Origin of the sequence: Mesorhizobium sp. B1-1-5 (genome assembly GCF_006443065.1) — a bacterium.
In the GTDB taxonomy this organism is placed as follows: Bacteria; Pseudomonadota; Alphaproteobacteria; order Rhizobiales; family Rhizobiaceae; genus Mesorhizobium.
Genome location: NZ_VFWS01000053.1, coordinates 1 through 17,245, shown reverse-complemented (window position 1 = coordinate 17,245; position 17,245 = coordinate 1). Strand labels below are relative to the sequence as shown.

Below are 17,245 nucleotides of genomic sequence, written 5' to 3'. Positions count from 1 at the left end.
AGCAGGGCTTGCGCTGTCATGCGGCCTTCGAGATTGGCGGGACGTTCTTACGTCGTCATTCCAGGGCGAAGCAGGAGCGGAGCTCCGTCGCGGAGACCCTGGAATCCATGCCGTGATCTTGATCGAAGGGCGCAGCGGAGCAGAATTCTGCACCGGAGTGGCGCTCCGAGGTCACGGCATGGATCCTCGGGTCTGCGCGCGTCGCTTCGCTCCTTGCTCCGCCCGTGGATGACGAAGGCGCTTTTCGCCCTTGCTGCGTTCCCTATTGTGCTGGAAATCGCTGCTACTGAAAATTCCGCCCTCTGGGCATGACTTGTTGCGCGGCACCCGACAGGGCCTCGATCTCCTGGCGGACCGGCTGGCCACGGCTTGCGGCGGCTCCAACCGGCCGTTCGGCGGGATTATGCTCGATGACCGGCCGATTGGCGGACTCCAGCAGCACGCTCAGCCAGGACGTCAAATCTTCGATCCGGTCGGCGACGATGTGGATGACGTCCGATTCATGCTGCAGCTTACCGGTGACGCGGATGAAGCGCGCGCCCATGACCACCGGGCGGAAGCGGTCGAAGACGCGTGGCCAGATGATGACGTTGGCGATCGACTTTTCGTCTTCCAGCGTGAGGAAAATGGCATTGCCCTTGCCCGGACGCTGGCGCACCAGCACCAGCCCGGCGACGGAAACGTGGCGACCGTCGCGCACAGACGGCAGGCGGGCATTGGGGGTGACGCCGGCGCGATCCAGCCGTTCGCGCAGGAAGGCGACGGGATGCTCCTTCAGCGACAGGCCGAGCGAGCGGTAGTCGTGCACGACATGCTCGCCGAGCGGCATTTTCGGCAGTTTCGTTTCCGGCTCCAGCTCGCGCAGGCCGAGCGACGGCTGATCGAACAGCGGCAGTTTCTCGGCGGCGCTCTTGCCGTCAAGGGCGCGGACTTCCCAGAGCGCGGCACGGCGGTCGAGGCCGATCGAGCGGAAGGCGTCGGCTTCAGCCAATCTTTCGATCTCGCCGACATCGAGACCCGAGCGCAGCCAGACATCCCTGACTGAACGATAGCCGTCGCCGCGGCGTGCAACGACTATATCCATGCGCTCTTCGGACAGGCCCTTGACCTGGCGGAAGCCGAGGCGGACGGCGTGAGCCGTCTCGATGACGCCGCGCATCGAGGCGTGGCGCTCGAGGATGCGGGACGGATCCAAGGCGGTTTCCTCCAGCGTGCAGTCCCAAACGGAATGGTTGATGTCGACCTCGCGTATCTCGACGCCATGGTCGCGCGCATCGCGCACGAGCTGGGCCGGCTGGTAAAAACCCATCGGCTGGGAATTCAGGATCGCGGCGCAGAACACGTCCGGATAAAAGGTCTTGAACCAGCAGGAGGCATAGACAAGCAGCGCGAAGGAGGCGGCGTGGCTTTCAGGAAAGCCATATTCGCCAAAGCCTTCGATCTGCTTGAAGCAACGCTCGGCGAACTCTCTGGGATAGCCCTTCTTGACCATCCCCTCGACCATTCGCGTTTCATAGTTTCCTATCGTGCCGGTGCGTTTGAAGGTCGCCATGGCGCGGCGCAACTCATCTGCCTCACCCGGCTTGAAGCCGCCGGCGACGATGGCGATCTTCATCGCCTGCTCCTGGAACAAAGGCACTCCAAGGGTCTTGCCGAGAATCTCTTCCAACTCAGGCTTGGGGTATTCGGCCTTCTCCTTGCCTTGCCGCCGGCGCAGATAGGGATGCACCATGTCGCCCTGGATCGGGCCGGGGCGCACGATCGCAACCTCGATGACGAGGTCGTAGAAATTTGCCGGCTTGAGGCGCGGCAGCATCGACATCTGCGCGCGCGACTCGATCTGGAAGACGCCGAGCGTATCGGCTCTTTGGATCATGGCGTAAACGCGCCTGTCCTCTTCGGGGAGGGTCGCGAGCACATAAGGCTGTCCAAACGGATCCCGCGCCCGTGGATAATGATCGGTGAGCAAGGTGAAGGCGCGCTTCAGGCAGGTCAGCATGCCGAGCGCCAGCACGTCCACCTTGAGGATCTTCACCGCGTCGAGATCGTCCTTGTCCCACTCGACCATCTTGCGCTCCTCCATCGCCGTCTTGACGATGGGCACGACCTCGTCGAGCCGGTCGCGGGTGATGACGAAGCCGCCGACATGCTGGGAAAGATGGCGGGGAAAGCCCATGATCTCGTTGGCGCGTTCCAGCACCTGCCGCGACAGTGGGTCGGTGCGGTCAAGGCCGCCGGCATTGGCTTCCCTTTCGCCGAGCTCGGAGGTCGACCAGCCCCAGATGGTGCTGGACAGCGCGCTGCGGACATCCTCCGACAGGCCCATGGCCTTGGCCACCTCGCGCAGGGCCGAGCGGCCGCGATAGCTGATGACGGCGGCGGCCAAAGCGGTGCGCTTGGCGCTGTATTTCGTATAGATGTACTGAATGACCTCTTCGCGCCGTTCATGCTCGAAGTCGACGTCGATGTCGGGCGGCTCGTTGCGCTCCTCCGAGATGAAACGTTCGAACAAGGTGTCGATGCGCTCGGGTCCGACCTCGGTGATGCCGATGCAGAAGCAGATGATCGAATTGGCGGCCGAACCGCGGCCCTGGCAGAGGATGCCCTGGCTGCGGGCGAATTTAACGATGTCATGGACGGTGAGGAAGTAGCGGGCATAGTTCAGGCGCTCGATCAAAACGAGCTCGCTGTCGATGCGTTTCAGCACATCCTCGGGAACGCCGGCCGGATAGCGAACGGTGGCGCCTTCCCGCGCCAACCGTTCGAGCTCGGCCTGCGGTCCAAGCCCGGATTCGGTCGGCTCGTCCGGATAATTGTATTCGAGGTCGCTGAGCGAGAAGGCGAGCTCGTCGGCGAAGCGCAGCGTCTCGGCCAGCGCCTGCGGGTGACGGCGGAAGAGCCGCGCCATTTCCAGCGGCGGCTTCAGGTGGCGCTCGGCATTGGCCATCAGCTCCAGCCCGACCTCGGAAACCGGCGTGTTGAGGCGGATTGCGGTCAGCACGTCCTGCAGCGGACGGCGATCGGCGGCATGGTAGAGCACGTCGTTGGTCGCCATCAGCGGGACGCGGGCATGCTCGGCCATCGCGGAAGCCTGCTCGATGCGGAAACGGTCGTTGCCGGCATAATCCGGCGCCACGGCCAGCCGGAGCGCCGCGCCGAAGCGATCCTTAAACCGGCTAATGAATGCCAGGTTGTCTTCCGCGCCTGCCGACAGATCGGGCAGGATCGCCAGCGACATCCGATCGCCCCATTCGAGCAGGTCGCTCAGCTGGAGCAGCGTCGCGCCTTTCTCGTTCTCGTCGCGCAGATTGGCTTGCGTGAGCATGCGGCAGAGATGCCCCCAGCCCTGGCGGTCGCGGGGATAGGCGAGGATGTCCGGCGTGCCGTCGCCAAACACCAGGCGGCAGCCGGGATGGTAGGCGAGCTTTTCCACACTGGCCTGTTGCCAGGCGCGCACGACGCCGGCGACCGTGTTGCGGTCGGCAAGGCCGATCGAGGCAAAACCGTAGAACTTCGCCGTCACCACCAGCTCCTCGGGTTTCGAAGCGCCGCGCAGGAAGGAGAAATTCGAGCTTATGCCGAACTCGGCATAGGGGATGACGGTCAGCGCATTCATGCGAACACCCCATGCATGAACCAGCGCGGCGGCGCGGCCTGCGGCGCGCTGCTGTAGAGGCCCTGGCGGTAGAGCCAGTAGCGGCGCCCCTCGCTGTCCTCGATGCGGTAATAGTCGCGGGTCGGCGCCTCTTCCTCGCCGGGCAGCTGGCGCCACCATTCGGCGGCGATGCGCTCCGGCCCTTCGGCGCGGGCGACACGGTAGAGCGCGCGCCGCCAGCGGAAATTCATCGGCGGTCCCTCCGGGATCTCGGTCGCCGGCACCTCGATCGGCTCGGGCGAGCGGAACAGGCGCACCGGCCGCTCCGGCGGGTAAACGGTCATCGGTGGCGCTGTTCGGGGCGGCGCCGTCCGTCCGGCCGCCGGGCGCCTTTGCGGCGCTTCGGCAAAAGGCACGGTTTTGACGGCGCGCTCCGGCAGATGGCTTTCGACGACCACCGGCTTCAGCACGGCGGCTTCGCCGAGACGGGCGCGGACGCGGTCGGCAAAGAGCGCGATGTCGGCGTCATCGTCGTCGGTCTCGCCGGTGAGGTCGCCCTGAGCCAAGTCGAAGGCCGCGACCGACAGCACGGACAGTCGCACGAGATCGAAGCCGAAGCCGGCGTCGATGCTCTGCTCCAGCGCGGTGAGCCGCTCATGGAACAGTCTTTGGATCAGCCGCGGCTCGCGCATCGGGCGCGAGGTGCCGACGGCGATGCGGTTGACGACGCCATCGACGCGGAAGAGAAGCAGCGCCAGCGTCCTTGCGCCTTCGCCGCGGCGTTCGAGGTCGGTCTTCAGGGCGATCGCCAGCCAGCTCACCAGCCGCTCGATGTCGTCGGTGAGCATGACCGGCTCGGCAAGATGGCGCTCGACCGAGAGCGGCGCGACGGGAAGGCGCGGCGACACGGCCTCGTCGAGGCGGCCGAGCGCCTGGTCGAGGCGCAGAAGCAAGGTGGCGCCGAAGCGGCGGGCGAGCGGCGCGCGGGGGGTTGCCATCACCGCGCCGGCGGTGCGCAGGCCCACACTTTCCAGGCTGGCGCGGGTCTCCGGCGCGATGCGCAGCGCCGACAAGGGCAGCGGCGAAAGCAGCGCCTCTTCCTCGCCGCCGGCCACGATGCGATCGCCATGGAAGCGCGCCGCCGCCCAGGCGGCGCCCGGCGTCGAGGCCAGCCCGGCGCGGACATCGAAGCCCTGCTGGAAGAAGCGGGCGAGGATCTCGTCCTGCATGGCGCGCTCGCCGCCGAACAGATGCGTGCAGCCAGTGACGTCGAGGAACAGCCCGTCCTCGCCGTCGATCGCCACCAGCGGCGTATAGCGGTCGCACCAGTCGGCAAGGCTTTCGAGCAGGCGGCGGTCGGCTTCCGGATCTGCCTCGACCACATCGATCGAGGGATGCATGGCGCGCGCATCGGCGATGCCCATGCCGCGCTTCAATCTGAGCGCCTCAGCCCGCTCGTCGAGGGCTGCGATGCGCTGGGTGTTGTTGTCGCGATGGCTGATCACCAGAGGCGGCTGAGGCGACGGCAGGCGATGCGAGGGCCGGGAACGCCAGGACCGCCCCAGACGCTGGCGCAGGATCCGCTCCGCGGCCAGATGCGGGAACCACAGCGACAGAATTCTCTGTTCTTTCTGCAAAAGCGTGCTCATCGGGGTTCCACTCCAGTGTGAATTGTCCAGGCAGGGCCGTGCGGCTCTTGCCGATATCGACTTTGAAGGCGGGGCGGCCGATCGAGCCGGCGAGCGGCCCGGCGAGGGTCTCGCGGCTTGCCGCGGGCGCCGCCGAAACGATGAGGCGCACCGGAGCGGCGGTGGGATCGGCCTCGCCGGCCTGGCGCAGCAACAGCAGCGGGCGGCCGGCGCTCCCGGCCCGCGCATGCAGCCGGCGCGTGGCGGTGAGGTCGAGAAGCCGCGGACTGCCGCGGATCTCGAGGATGACCGCGGCAAAGGCCGTCATGCGGGCGGCCTCCTCGGCGATCCACAGCGCGTCGAGCAGCTTCGGCGCCTCGGAAAACAGCAATTGCCCGGGCTCGACGCCGAACAGGGCATGAAGGCCACTGGCATAGGGCATGCCGGCCTCGTGGAAGATTTCCGTCGTGCCGACCCAGAGGATCGGCAGACCCTGCTTTTCTCTGAGGACCAGACTTACGAGCGACAGCGCGAAGCCGGCAACGGCGCCGGCATCGCGGGTCTCCAGACCATGGATTTCGCTGAGCGCCGCCTTGGGCAGGCCGCCGCCGAGCGCTGCGTCGAGGCGATCGATGCCGGTGTGGAGGAAGGCGTCCGCCGAAGCCACGGCAAGGCCGGGCCGGACAATCGTCATGTCCGGCCCGGCGGCATCGCTGGATGTTTGGTTTTGCGCAATTCCGGGCGCGCACCCCGGTGGCGCCTGCAGGCGCTCGGGCAGCGTTCCCTCGATCTTCGCGATCTGGCGGCGCAGGGCAAAAACAGTGTCCCGCGCCACGGCGCTCATCGCCATGACGTTCACTTCCAGTAGCAATTGTTCCTGTTATGTTCCTATAGATTCCAGAGGCGCCCGGAAGAGTCAAGCAGAGTCATAAGGAATTTATTCCTTCGTCTTTTACCCTGAAAGCGAACACCCCAGCCGGTCCATTTGCCTCAATCGGCGTGAAAGCCTATATGCCGGGATTAAAGGACATTTCATGGCCCGCATCTACAAGACCCGCACCTGGCACGACCAGCTCTCGCCGTCGATGGACGAGATGGAGCTTCTGGCGCTGGAGGCCTATGCTCATCTGCCGGACGAGTTCCGCAAGCTCACCGGCGAGATCATCATCCAGATCGCCGAGTTCCCGACCGACGAGATCATGGACGATCTGTCGCTGGAGACGCCCTTCGACCTGCTCGGCCTGTTCGAGGGGCGTGGCATCGCCGAGCGCTGGAACCCGCAGACCGGCGAAGGTCCTAACCGCATCACGCTCTACCGCCGCGCCATCCTCGACTACTGGGCCGAGAATGAAGAGACGATGGGCGACATCGTCACCCATGTGCTGATCCATGAGATCGGCCACCATTTCGGCCTGTCGGACGACGACATGGAGCGGATCGAGGAGGCGGCGGAGCAGGCGGCGGCGGGGTGAGGGCGCACCTCGTCATCCCAGGCACTCGTCATCCTAGGGCGGAGCAAGGAGCGAAGCGCGGAGCGCAGACCCTAGGATCCATGCCGTGACATGTGAATGTTGCAGCGGTTCAGACGTTGTTTTACCTTACGAGAGCATCCCAGAACGGGGTTTTATTCTCGATCGCAGCACTCTTCGGCAGACGTAACGGCATGGATCCTAGGGTCTGCGCTCCGCTTCGCGTCGCTCCGCCCTAGGATGACGAAGTCGGAGGGGCGCCGCCCCTTTTACCAGTCGCTGAGCTTGGTGTCCGGGCCGTAGTCCTGGCCTTCGACGTCCTTCACCACGGCCTGGCCGCAGCGCATCGACTTGGTTTTCTTGTCAAAGGCATAGGTCGGCGAGCCGAACAGGTGCCAGCCCTTGTTCAGGGCTGCCGTCACCTTGTGGCAGAAAGTTGAATCGTCCGGACCGGACAGAAAGCGGTAGAGTTTCATTTATCGAGCCTATCTTGAGTGCCGGCGCATCATGCGCCGATGATCGCGGCCTTCGCCAGAAGTTTCTCGGCTTCCGCCAGATGCAGCCGCTCGACCATGCGGCCGTCCATCGCAATCACGCCCTTGCCAGCATTCTCGGGCCGCGCGAACGCGATCCTTGATCGCACGGGCCGCAGCCAGCCTCTCGGGCGATGGCGAAAAGGCGCGGTTCGCCTGCTCGATCTGGGCGGGGTGGATCAGCGACTTGCCGTCGAAACCCATGGCCGCCCCGTCGGCGCATTCGCCGGCAAAAGCGGCGAGATCGCGAAAATCATTGGCGACGCCGTCGATGACGTCGAGGCCGCCGGCCCGCGCCGCGAGCACAAGCTGCATCAGCCACGGCATCAGATAGCGCCGATCGGGTGTCGCCAGGATGCCGGTCGCCTTCACCAGGTCATTCGTTCCGGTTACGAAACAAGCTAGCCTCGAAGCCGGATCGCGGCCGAGTTCGGCAATGGCGCCGATGTTGAGCAGCGCCTTGGGCGTCTCGACCATCGCCCATAGTTTCACGCTGTCCGGCGCGAAATTGTCGTCGAGCAGGTCGCCGGCCTCGAGGATATCGCGCGGCGTGGCGATCTTGGGCAGAAGAATGCCGTCGGGCTCGGCCTTGGCCACTGCCAGCAGGTCGTGGGCGCCCCATTCGCTGGCCAAAGGATTGATGCGCACCACCATCTCGCAGCGCCGTTCGCGCCCGGCGAGAATGCCTGCGACTTTGTCGCGCGCCGCTTTCTTGTCGGCGGGCAGCACGGCGTCCTCGAGATCGACGATGACGGCGTCGCAGGCCAAGGAGCCGATCTTGGCAAGCGCCTTGTCGTTCGAGGCGGGGATGTAAAGCACCGAGCGGCGCGGGCGGTATGGTTCTTGAGCCATCGCCGATCTATGCCGGGTGATGGCGGATGAGGCAAGGCGCAGGTCAATCTCCCCCTCAAGAGAGGAGAGGATGTCGGCTCCTGCACCAAATCTGCAAATCCTTGCTGAAAAGCTCCGGGATTCCGCCGCGCCGTTACCGCGCCAGTCGGCGAGAAGGCCGCCATGCGAACGCCTCATATATCCCGCTGGTCGCTGCCGCGCCGGCTCCGCAACGAAGGCTGGTGGCTCGTCGAGCCGCAAAGGCCATACCATGAGGCAGGCATCCTGCTTTTCGCCCCGAGGTCGCTCCATATGGTGGGAGCGGACATTCCGAGGACGGCCCGGCGATGACGCTCTTTGCCAGCTTGCCATGGGCTCTGCCCAGGCATGCGCAAATGCCCCGAAGCCTTTGTCGATTCATCTCCTTGTCCCGATGCAGCTCCAAAACAATTTCGCACTTTTCCCTGGAATTGCTCTAATCCTGCCGTCATCCAACCTTACGCGCTGGGCCGCTGACTTCATGCCGCACAACATCCTTGTCGCCGACGACGACCCGCATATCCGCGAGATCATCTGCTTCGCGCTGGAAAAGGCCGGCATGAAGACGGCCGCCGTCGCCGACGGCGCCGCCGCGCTGCAAGCGGTCGAGCGCCGCGCGCCCGATCTCATCGTGCTCGATATCGGCATGCCGGAGATGGACGGGCTGGAGGTCTGCCGCAGGCTGCGGCAAAAATCCGACGTGCCGGTGCTGTTTTTGTCCGCGCGCGACGAGGAGATCGACCGGGTGCTCGGGCTGGAGATGGGCGGCGACGATTATGTGACGAAACCGTTCAGCCCGCGCGAGCTGGTCGCCCGCGTCAATGTCATCCTGCGGCGCGCGCGTCCGGCGCCGATCGAAGAAGAAGCCGACGACCGTCAATTCGCGCATGGCAAGCTCATGCTCGTCCCGTCAAGCCATGAAGCCAGCTTCGAAGGCAAGCCGCTCACCTTGACGGCGATCGAATTCGCGATCCTGAAAGGCTTCCTCGCCCGCCCGCAGCATGTGCTTGGCCGCGACGCGGTGATGGCCAATGCCTATGCCTCCAACATCCATGTCTCGGAGCGCACGGTCGACAGCCATATCCGCAATGTGCGGGCCAAGCTGGCGGCGGTCGGCTGTCTCGACGCGATCGCCACGGTGCACGGCGTTGGTTTCCGGCTCGGCCGATGCGGTGGTTGAGCAAGGAGAAGTGGCGGCCCAGGCTTGCCACCGTCGTTGTCGTCATCCTCATCCTGGTGATGGCGCTGCCGCTGGTCGGGCTGTTCTTCTTCCGGCTCTACGAGAACCAGCTCATCCGCCAGACCGAAGGCGAGCTGATCGCGCAAGGCGCGGTCGCCGCCGCCGTCTATGCCCAGGAGGTGCGCGCTGCCGGCATTCCCCAGGAAAAACTGGGGTCGCCGATCTCGGCCGATCCGGCAAGGGACAACAACTATCCCTATGATCCGATCGAGCCGCGCCTCGACCTTGCCTCCGACGATGTCATGCCGACGCGCCCGGCGGCGCTTCCCGACACCGCCGATCCGGCCTTCGCGGCAATAGGCGCGCGGCTCGACGGCATCCTCGACGAGACGCAGAAAACGACGCTTGCCGGCTTTCGGCTGCTCGACCCGCGCGGCGTGGTGATCGCCGGCGGCGACGAGGTCGGCCGGTCGCTCGGCGAAGTCGAAGAGGTGCGGACAGCGCTTTCAGGCGCCTATGCCAGCGCGCTCAGGCTGCGCATTCCCGACCAGCCGCCGCCGCCGCTCTACTCGGTGAGCCGCGGCACCAGGGTGCGCGTCTTCGTCGCCCTGCCGGTCGAGCTCGACGGCCGGGTCGCGGGCGTGGTCTATCTGTCGCGAACGCCGAACAACATCGTCAAGCACCTCTATGGCGAGCGCGGCAAGGTGACCTTGGCGGCGATCGCCATCCTCGGCGGCACGCTGCTGATCGCGCTGGTGTTCATCCGCACCGTCAGCCGGCCGATCTACGCGCTGATCGAGCGGACGAAACGCATCGCCGCCGGCGACCGCGAGGCGATCAGGCCGCTCGCCCATCACGGCACGCGCGAGATGGCGGCGCTCTCGGCGGCGTTCCTCGACATGGCGCAAAAACTGCAGGCGCGCTCCGACAGCATCCAGACCTTCGCCACCCATGTCTCGCATGAGCTGAAATCGCCGCTGACGGCGATCCAGGGCGCGGCGGAGCTGCTTCGCGATTCCGGCGGCGCGATGGACGAGGCCGAGCGCCAGCGTTTCTCCAACAACATCGTCACCGACGCCGGGCGGCTCAATCTCCTGGTGCGCCGGTTGCTTGACCTGGCGCGCGCTGAAAATCTGGAACCGAGCGGCGAAAACACGACGCTTCATGCTGCGTTGGCATCCTTGCCGGTCGACACAAGGCTGGAAGCGCGGCTTGACGGCGGCGGCGATATCAGGCTCGGCATCTCGGCCGAGAATCTCGGCATCGTGCTCGCCAATCTCATCGACAATTCGGCAAGGCATGGCGCCCGACAGGTGGCGATCCATGCTTCAGCCGATAGCGAGCGCGCGTCGGTCCAGATCGGCGACGACGGCGACGGGATCTCGGCCGCCAACCGCGCCAGGATCTTCGAGCCCTTCTTCACCACGAGGCGCGAGACCGGCGGCACCGGCATGGGGCTCGGCATCGTGCTGGCCCTCCTGAAAGCGCATGATGGCACGATCAGGCTGGTTGACTCCGAGCGCGGCACGCGCTTCGAGATCGATTTGCCGGTCGTTTGAATTCGAGCGTGATCCTGTCCGAAAAAACCGGTGCCTGCGTCGCAGGAATCATACCCTGGAACTGGAGAGCCGAAAGCGTGCGCTACGATATCGTCATCATCGGCGGAGCCATCGTCGGGTCCTCGGTCGCCTATTATTTGCGCGAGGAGGGTTTTGCCGGGTCCATCGCGCTGATCGAACGCGATCCGCAATTCTCGCATGCGGCGACGACCTTGTCCTGCGCCTCGATCCGCCAGCAATTCTCGATCCCTGAAAACATCCGCCTGTCGCAGTTCACGCTGAAACTGTTCCGGCGGCTGAAGGAAACCTTCGGCGCCGCCGCCGATATCGGCTTTCGCGAGGGCGGCTATCTCATCCTCGCCGGCGAGGCCGGGCTGCCGATCCTCAAGGCCAATCACGAGACGCAGGTGGCCGAGGGCGCCGACATCCTGCTGGAGGATGCCGGGCAGCTGGCGCAGCGTTTCCCGTGGCTGTCGACCGAAGGTATTGCCGCCGGCGCCTTTGGCCGCAGCGGCGAGGGCTGGTTCGACGCGCATGCGATGCTGACGCTGTTCCGCAAGGCGCTGCGCGACAAGAAGATCGATCTCATCACCGCCTCCGTCACCGCCATCGCGCGTGACGGCAACCGCGTCACCAGCGTAAGCCTCGACAATGGCGAGACGCTGGAAACCGGCATCGTCGTCAACGCGGCCGGCCCGAACGCCGGCAAGGTCGCCGCCTTGGCTGGGCTGGTGCTGCCGGTCGAGCCGCGCAAGCGCAACGTCTTCGTCTTCGAAGCGCGCGAGAAATTCGCCGACATGCCGCTGCTGGTCGATCCGTCCGGCATCTATGTGCGGCCCGAAGGCTCGGTCTACATCACCGGTGGCGCCGAGCCGGAGGAAGGCGATCATGCGCCCGATCCGACGGATTTCGAGGTCGAGTGGCCGCTATTCGAAGAGGTGATCTGGCCAGTCCTAGCCACCCGCATCCCGGTCTTCGAGGCAATCAAGCCGACGCGCGCCTGGGTCGGGCATTACGACTACAACACGCTCGACCAGAACGCGGTGATCGGCCCGCATCCGGAGGTGGAAAATTTCCTGTTCGCCAACGGCTTCTCCGGCCATGGCCTGCAGCAGGCGCCGGCGGTGGGGAAGTCGATTGCCGAACTCATCGTGCATGGCGGGTATCGGACGGTGGATTGCAGGGCGTTCGGGTATGAGCGGGTGGCTGAGGGACGGGCGTTCAGGGAGCTGAATGTGATCTGAGGGCGCCTTCCCTTCTCCCCCTTGTGGGAGAAGGTGTCGCCGAAGGCGACGGATGAGGGGTGTTCCAGGGAAAGCCAACGTCTCACTCCGCTGGAACACCCCTCATCCGTCTCGGCGCTGCGCGCCGATCCACCTTCTCCCACAAGGGGAGAAGGTGGCGCTAAGCCGCCTGCCGTCCGTCACTAAAATATGTTTGCAGCCACCCAAGCACCCGCGCCCACCCCTCGGCATGTTCCGCCGCGGCGTCCGGGAAACCCGCGAAGCCGCCATGGCAGATGATGAGCCGCGTGCCGCCGGCGATCGGCTCCAGCAGATAGGCGAGGGTCGTTTCGCGCCGGCCGAGCGTCGGATGGTCCCAGTCGTAGCGCCGCGTCTGCACGATCCGGCGCGGCATCTCGATTTCGAGAAACTCTCCGCCGGCGGGCAGGTGCCTGCCGTCGGCGGTTCGCACCGTGACACGCCAGCTTCCGCCGACGCGCAGATCGGCGTTCCAGCCGGTCATGCGGTACGTTTCGGGCGAACCCCACCAGCGCTCGACCTCGCTGGTTGTCAGCGCCGCGCCAACCTGGTCCGGTGAGGCGGGAAGCTCGGCCGAGGCCATGACCGTGTCCGCATTCGCCATGGTTTGCGGCAAGGATAATTGAAGCATCGAATCCACCTCTGCCGAAAATTGTCTCGTGTCCGAAACGAACCTTTACTCTTTCGACGGCGGGCGCTCGAAACCCTTGCCGGTCTCGAGCAGGCTCTTGAGGCTCGCCAGCACCAGCGGCCAGCCCTTGGAGACGTTCTGGATCAGCCTGTGCGGGCCGTCGGCCTCGTGGGTGACGGCAAGCTTCATCAATTCGCCGTCGGGCTCGATGGTGAAAGTGCAGCGGGTGTAGCCGTCCTCCTTCACCTCGGGCATCCATTCGTTGCGCCATTTGATCACCAGACGCCGCGGCGGGTCGATCTCGAGGATCTCGCCGGAGTCGGCGATGCGGCCGTCTGGAAAGACCAGCTTCCAGCTCGAGCCGACCTTCCAGTCGCTCTCCTGATGGGAGCTGAGGAAGAACCGCCGGTTGAATTCCGGATCGGTCAGCGCCTGCCAGAGTTTTTCAGGCGTGGTGCGGATGTAGGTGACATAGACGAAACTGTTCTCGCTCACGGCTCTTCCCTTTCAAGGCGTTGCTTCAGGTCGCTGAGAGCGGCAAGCCGCCCCCGCTCGAACTTGCCGATCCAGCGCTCGGCGATCTCGTTGATCGGAACGGGGTTGAGGTAGTGCTCCTTCTCGCGGCCCCGGCGCATGGTGGTGACGAGGTTCGCTTCCTCGAGGATCGCCAGGTGCTTTGTCACCGCCTGGCGCGTCATCTCCATGTGCTCGCAGAGCGCGTTCAGCGTCTGCCCGTTCCGGGCATGGAGACTGTCCAGCAATTGCCGGCGGGTCGGGTCGGCCAAAGCGCGAAAGACGACATCCATGCTCATGGCTTTAATATGCAACCATTTGGTTGCATGTCAAGCGGTGGCAAAAATATTCTGCCGCCTGATGACTGCTTGCCTAAGTTTCTTGCCGGATTGTGCCTTGAGGTGGCTTCGCTTTTTGAGCAGCGCCTTCCCCCACTCGGTCGCTGCTTCGCAGCGCCACCTCTCCTCCCTCCGGAGGGAGAGGAAGGGCGCCAGGGCCGGCGAACTCGCACGGTTCCTCTCCCCCGTCGATCGGGGAGAGGTGTCGAGCGAAGCTCGACGGAGTGGGGGTCGATCTGGCTCGCCGGTTCCAGGCAGAAGTCGGCTCCCGATATCGATGGCGGTTCAGGTCAGCGCTTGCGGGAGAACCAGAAAGCGTCGGTCATGCGCGTCATGCCGATGCGTTCGTAGAAGCCGACGGCGTCGGGCACCGAGATCAGGCCGATGGCGACCGATGGCCCGAGCTGGCGGCGGGCCTCATCCATCAAGCCCCTGCCGACGCCGAGACCCTGTGCCGAGGCGGATATGGCGAGCTCGGAGATGTAGCAAACCCAGGAAAAATCGGTGATGCCGCGCGCGACGCCGATCAGCGGCTTGCCCTCGATATCGAGCCGCGCTGTCAGCACCAGATTGGCATTGCCGAGCATTGTCTTCAGACGCGCTTCGTCGTTGACGGGCCGTGTCTCACCGAGGCCGGATTCGACCAGCACACGGCGGAATTCGGCGACATCGAGAGCGGGTTCGCTGGCGTATAGGATTTCGGCAGGCTCAACCATCCCCGCCAAATTGCCTCAGCCACCCGCGTTTTGAAAGCCATTGGTCCGATCTTGTGTTCAATGACCTGAACCCAACTGCCAATACCTGACTTTCATTTGCCCGGCGCTTTGTGTAAACCGTGCGCCTGCCACCAAGGAAAGATGGGCAAGGATCATGGATAAATTCACCAAGCTCACCGGCGTCGCCGCGCCCATGCCGATCGTCAATGTCGACACCGACATGATCATCCCCAAGGATTATCTCAAGACGATCAAGCGCACCGGGCTCGGCACCGGCCTGTTCGCCGAGATGCGCTACAATGAGGACGGTTCGGAGAACCCGGATTTCGTGCTCAACAAGCCGGCCTACCGCAAGGCGCAGATCCTGGTCGCCGGCGACAATTTCGGCTGCGGCTCGAGCCGCGAGCACGCGCCCTGGGCGCTGCTCGATTTCGGCATACGCTGCGTGATCTCGACCTCGTTCGCCGATATCTTCTACAACAACTGCTTCAAGAACGGCATCCTGCCGATCACGGTCAGCCCGGAAGACCTCGACAAGCTGATGGACGACGCATCGCGCGGCTCCAACGCGACGCTGTCGATCGACCTCGAGGCCAAGGAAATCCGTGGGCCGGATGGCGGCGTGGTCAAATTCGACCTCGACGATTTCAAGCGCCACTGCCTCTTGAATGGCCTGGACGATATCGGGCTGACCATGGAGAAGGCCGGCGCCATCGCGTCCTTCGAGAAGAGGAATGCCGAGCAGCGCCCCTGGGCCTGAGCACCTAAGCTATACCGATAGGCTCCGGCCATGGCAGGCCGGGTTCGTGGCGGCTGAATGGAGGGACAGTCATGACACGCTCGCTTCTGGCTGCTTCGGCGGCAATCCTTCTCGCCACGATCGGCGCCAATGCGCAGACCACCGCGCCGGCCACGCAGCCGGCGCCGGCCGCGTCCGACCAGCCGGCTGCCGATCAAGGCGCGGCCGACCAGGGCAGTGACCAGGCTGCGTCGGATGACGACAAGCAGGCGCCGATCCCGTTCGAGGGCGGCCAGCTCACCATCACGCAGCCGGAGCAGGATGGCGAGAAGGTGCTGTCTTATGACGGCAAGCAGCTGGCCAGCAATTACGACGTCTTTTTCGACAAGATCGTCAAGATCGGCGACGTCAACGTGGCGCTGGTCGATGTCGGCGACGGCGGCAACCAGTGCGGGCCGGCCAAGGTTATCGTCTGGAAGAAGGACGGCGAGATTCAGACCGCCACGGTCGAGCAGGACGAATGCGGCGCGCCGCCGGCCGCAGTTTCCGACAGCGCCATCTATTTCGTGCCTTATCTGCTGCCGGGAGAGACACGGCCGGCGCTGCAATGGTCGCCCACGGAAGGGCTGACGACCTCGGGCAATCTAACTTACACGCCCGAACCCGGCACCGGCTGGAAGGATGTCGACCCGTCGAAATTGGACAACATCATCGACGCCTTCCACAACGAGGCGGTCTACAAGGCCGGGCAGGCGTTGCTGGGCAACGACATGCCCGAAATGGCGACCAGCCTTCTGGTCGGCGGCGGCACCGAAAAGACGGCGTCGGGCGCCTTCTACGCCACCGGCTGCGTGCCGCACGACTGCGGCGGCAATGACGGCTTCATGGCGCTCGACCCCGCCAAGCAGAAAGTCTATTTCGCCCGCCGCGGCGACAATGGCGAGCCGCAGGCCTGGCCGCCGCTGAAGGACTGGCCGGACGATATCAAGAAGGCCTATGACGACGCGCAGGGGAATTAGGGTTCGTATCGCAACGACCATCCGCGGCTTCGTCATTCTAGGGCGGAGCGAAGCGAAGCGGAGCGCAGACCCTAGAATCCATGCCGTGACCGTTGCCGTAGGGTGCGAGTGCCCAGAATTCTGCACGGTTGGCGGCGCTTCGGCGTAACGGCATGGATTCCAGGGTCTGCGCGCGTCGCTTCGCTCCTTGCTCCGCCCTGGAATGACGACGGGAGGACGGCTATCGCTAATCTCCAAGGTTGGCGCTTGCTTCGTGACAATGCTCCGCATTGCTTGGCCCACGACCAACCGCGCTTCTTTTGCTAGATGCACGCCGACCTAAACCAACGCGAGGCACCTCATGCGAAAACTCATCTCCACCGGCTCCCCCTTCGAGAAAACCGCGGGCTATTCGCGCGCGGTGGTGCAGGGCGACTGGTGCTTCGTCTCCGGCACGACCGGCTATGATTATGCCACCATGACCATGCCCGACACGGTCGAGGCGCAGACGCGCAATTGCCTCGCCACCATCGCCAAGGCGCTCGCCGAGGGCGGCTTCGACATGGCCGATGTGGTGCGGGCGCATTACTACGTCACCGACCAGGCCTATGTTGACGTCGTCTTCCCGATCCTCGGCGAGGCGTTCGGCGACATCCGCCCGGCGGCGACGATGATCGTGTGCCAGCTCAACAAGCCGGAGATGAAGATCGAGATCGAGGTGACGGCGCTGAGGCGCACGGCATAGGCTGCCGGCACAGGGAAGCGCGCAAAGCAGGGGTCAGCCTATGGTGAAAGTCGAGCGCATCGTCGCCAACATCGCCACATCCGACATTGCCGCGGCCAAGCGCTTTTACCAGGGCGTGCTCGGCCTCGATCTGCTCATGGATATGGGTTGGATCGCCACCTACGGGTCCGAGGAACGGATGCAGGCGCAGGTGAGCTTCATGGCGCAAGGCGGATCCGGCACGCCCGTGCCGGACCTGTCGATCGAGGTCGACGATGTGGATGCTGCGCTTGCGGGTATGAAGAAGGCAGGCTTCGCCATCGAATACGGCCCGGCCGACGAGCCCTGGGGCGTGCGTCGCTTCTATGTGCGCGATCCGTTCGGCAGGCTGGTGAATATCCTGTCGCATCGGTAGCGTCACGGTTTCTTGCGAGACGCTGGCGGGACAGCGCCCCCCTCTGCCCTGCCGGGCATCTCCCCCTCTTGGGGG

General features: G+C 65.0%; 16 protein-coding genes and 1 pseudogene. 8 read left to right on the top strand and 9 right to left on the bottom strand.

Annotation, left to right across the window (positions count from 1 at the left end; genetic code table 11):
- Positions 1–283: 283 nt before the first annotated feature.
- The 3 genes from FJ980_RS17085 to FJ980_RS35400 are packed head-to-tail and all read right to left on the bottom strand — an operon-like array spanning position 284 to position 6,073.
- Complete coding sequence (locus FJ980_RS17085; protein ID WP_140544695.1) at positions 284–3,616, bottom strand: error-prone DNA polymerase; 3,333 nt, start codon at positions 3,614–3,616, stop codon at positions 284–286.
- Entirely contained in the window at positions 3,613–5,100 is a 1,488-nt protein-coding gene (locus tag FJ980_RS17080) for a DUF6504 family protein (protein ID WP_140544693.1), read from the bottom strand. The genes FJ980_RS17085 and FJ980_RS17080 overlap by 4 nt, the downstream gene beginning before the upstream one ends.
- Positions 5,042–6,073: a hypothetical protein gene (locus tag FJ980_RS35400; protein ID WP_140544691.1), complete on the bottom strand. Its 1,032-nt coding sequence runs from the start codon at positions 6,071–6,073 to the stop codon at positions 5,042–5,044. Before FJ980_RS35400 ends, FJ980_RS17080 begins: the two co-directional genes overlap by 59 nt.
- 184 nt (positions 6,074–6,257) lie before the next feature.
- Here FJ980_RS35400 and FJ980_RS17070 point away from each other — a divergent pair, with 184 nt between their 5' ends.
- Entirely contained in the window at positions 6,258–6,695 is a 438-nt protein-coding gene (locus FJ980_RS17070) for a metallopeptidase family protein (RefSeq protein ID WP_095769832.1), read from the top strand.
- A 266-nt stretch (positions 6,696–6,961) separates the two neighbouring features.
- On the opposite strand, the gene FJ980_RS17065 is transcribed toward FJ980_RS17070, so the two are convergent.
- Both FJ980_RS17065 and FJ980_RS17060 read right to left on the bottom strand, forming a co-directional pair.
- Positions 6,962–7,168 carry a DUF1737 domain-containing protein gene (locus tag FJ980_RS17065; protein WP_140544689.1) on the bottom strand — a complete coding sequence of 69 codons (207 nt, stop codon included), beginning with the start codon at positions 7,166–7,168 and terminating at the stop codon, positions 6,962–6,964.
- A gap of 29 nt (positions 7,169–7,197) precedes the next feature.
- A pseudogene (locus tag FJ980_RS17060) lies at positions 7,198–8,077 on the bottom strand (CoA ester lyase).
- Positions 8,078–8,576: 499 nt separating this feature from the next.
- On the opposite strand from FJ980_RS17060, the gene FJ980_RS17055 reads away from it, so the two are divergent.
- From FJ980_RS17055 to FJ980_RS17045, 3 genes are all read left to right on the top strand, one after another.
- On the top strand, positions 8,577–9,275 hold the full coding sequence (locus FJ980_RS17055; protein ID WP_140544687.1) for a response regulator transcription factor: 699 nt from the start codon (positions 8,577–8,579) through the stop codon (positions 9,273–9,275).
- Entirely contained in the window at positions 9,263–10,834 is a 1,572-nt protein-coding gene (locus tag FJ980_RS17050) for a HAMP domain-containing sensor histidine kinase (RefSeq protein ID WP_140544685.1), read from the top strand. Before FJ980_RS17055 ends, FJ980_RS17050 begins: the two co-directional genes overlap by 13 nt.
- 77 nt (positions 10,835–10,911) lie before the next feature.
- Positions 10,912–12,078, top strand: a complete 1,167-nt coding sequence (locus tag FJ980_RS17045; protein WP_140544683.1) for an FAD-binding oxidoreductase — start codon at positions 10,912–10,914, stop codon at positions 12,076–12,078.
- Between the two features lie 160 nt (positions 12,079–12,238).
- Here the strand turns inward: FJ980_RS17045 and FJ980_RS17040 are convergent, their stop codons facing one another.
- The 4 genes from FJ980_RS17040 to FJ980_RS17025 form a co-directional block, all read right to left on the bottom strand.
- Positions 12,239–12,679 (bottom strand): SRPBCC domain-containing protein, encoded by a 441-nt coding sequence (locus tag FJ980_RS17040; RefSeq protein ID WP_246676441.1) that lies wholly within the window; start codon positions 12,677–12,679, stop codon positions 12,239–12,241.
- A gap of 93 nt (positions 12,680–12,772) precedes the next feature.
- Entirely contained in the window at positions 12,773–13,222 is a 450-nt protein-coding gene (locus FJ980_RS17035; RefSeq protein WP_140544679.1) for an SRPBCC family protein, read from the bottom strand.
- Positions 13,219–13,539 (bottom strand): metalloregulator ArsR/SmtB family transcription factor, encoded by a 321-nt coding sequence (locus FJ980_RS17030; RefSeq protein ID WP_140544677.1) that lies wholly within the window; start codon positions 13,537–13,539, stop codon positions 13,219–13,221. The genes FJ980_RS17035 and FJ980_RS17030 overlap by 4 nt, the downstream gene beginning before the upstream one ends.
- Positions 13,540–13,868: 329 nt before the next feature.
- Positions 13,869–14,294 carry a GNAT family N-acetyltransferase gene (locus FJ980_RS17025; RefSeq protein WP_140544675.1) on the bottom strand — a complete coding sequence of 142 codons (426 nt, stop codon included), beginning with the start codon at positions 14,292–14,294 and terminating at the stop codon, positions 13,869–13,871.
- 154 nt (positions 14,295–14,448) lie between these two features.
- Between FJ980_RS17025 and leuD the strand changes: the two genes are divergently transcribed.
- From leuD to FJ980_RS17005, 4 genes are all read left to right on the top strand, one after another.
- On the top strand, positions 14,449–15,054 hold the full coding sequence (leuD, locus tag FJ980_RS17020; protein WP_040987979.1) for a 3-isopropylmalate dehydratase small subunit: 606 nt from the start codon (positions 14,449–14,451) through the stop codon (positions 15,052–15,054).
- A 71-nt stretch (positions 15,055–15,125) separates the two neighbouring features.
- Positions 15,126–16,052, top strand: a complete 927-nt coding sequence (locus FJ980_RS17015) for a hypothetical protein (RefSeq protein WP_140544673.1) — start codon at positions 15,126–15,128, stop codon at positions 16,050–16,052.
- Positions 16,053–16,392: 340 nt separating this feature from the next.
- Positions 16,393–16,776 carry a RidA family protein gene (locus FJ980_RS17010; RefSeq protein ID WP_140544671.1) on the top strand — a complete coding sequence of 128 codons (384 nt, stop codon included), beginning with the start codon at positions 16,393–16,395 and terminating at the stop codon, positions 16,774–16,776.
- Between the two features lie 43 nt (positions 16,777–16,819).
- The gene (locus tag FJ980_RS17005) at positions 16,820–17,170 is read left to right on the top strand and encodes a VOC family protein (protein ID WP_140544732.1); all 351 of its coding nucleotides are present in this window, start codon (positions 16,820–16,822) and stop codon (positions 17,168–17,170) included.
- The last annotated feature ends 75 nt before the right edge of the window (positions 17,171–17,245 follow it).

What these genes read in the sequence shown, in the direction of transcription:
- FJ980_RS17085 (WP_140544695.1), bottom strand. Translation starts at nt 3,616, where the DNA reads ATGAATGCGCTGACCGTCATCCCCTATGCCGAGTTCGGCATAAGCTCG.
- FJ980_RS35400 (WP_140544691.1), bottom strand. Translation starts at nt 6,073, where the DNA reads ATGGCGATGAGCGCCGTGGCGCGGGACACTGTTTTTGCCCTGCGCCGC.
- FJ980_RS17070 (WP_095769832.1), top strand. Translation starts at nt 6,258, where the DNA reads ATGGCCCGCATCTACAAGACCCGCACCTGGCACGACCAGCTCTCGCCG.
- FJ980_RS17065 (WP_140544689.1), bottom strand. Translation starts at nt 7,168, where the DNA reads ATGAAACTCTACCGCTTTCTGTCCGGTCCGGACGATTCAACTTTCTGC.
- FJ980_RS17055 (WP_140544687.1), top strand. Translation starts at nt 8,577, where the DNA reads ATGCCGCACAACATCCTTGTCGCCGACGACGACCCGCATATCCGCGAG.
- FJ980_RS17050 (WP_140544685.1), top strand. Translation starts at nt 9,263, where the DNA reads ATGCGGTGGTTGAGCAAGGAGAAGTGGCGGCCCAGGCTTGCCACCGTC.
- FJ980_RS17040 (WP_246676441.1), bottom strand. Translation starts at nt 12,679, where the DNA reads ATGGCCTCGGCCGAGCTTCCCGCCTCACCGGACCAGGTTGGCGCGGCG.
- FJ980_RS17030 (WP_140544677.1), bottom strand. Translation starts at nt 13,539, where the DNA reads ATGAGCATGGATGTCGTCTTTCGCGCTTTGGCCGACCCGACCCGCCGG.
- FJ980_RS17025 (WP_140544675.1), bottom strand. Translation starts at nt 14,294, where the DNA reads ATGGTTGAGCCTGCCGAAATCCTATACGCCAGCGAACCCGCTCTCGAT.
- leuD (WP_040987979.1), top strand. Translation starts at nt 14,449, where the DNA reads ATGGATAAATTCACCAAGCTCACCGGCGTCGCCGCGCCCATGCCGATC.
- FJ980_RS17015 (WP_140544673.1), top strand. Translation starts at nt 15,126, where the DNA reads ATGACACGCTCGCTTCTGGCTGCTTCGGCGGCAATCCTTCTCGCCACG.
- FJ980_RS17010 (WP_140544671.1), top strand. Translation starts at nt 16,393, where the DNA reads ATGCGAAAACTCATCTCCACCGGCTCCCCCTTCGAGAAAACCGCGGGC.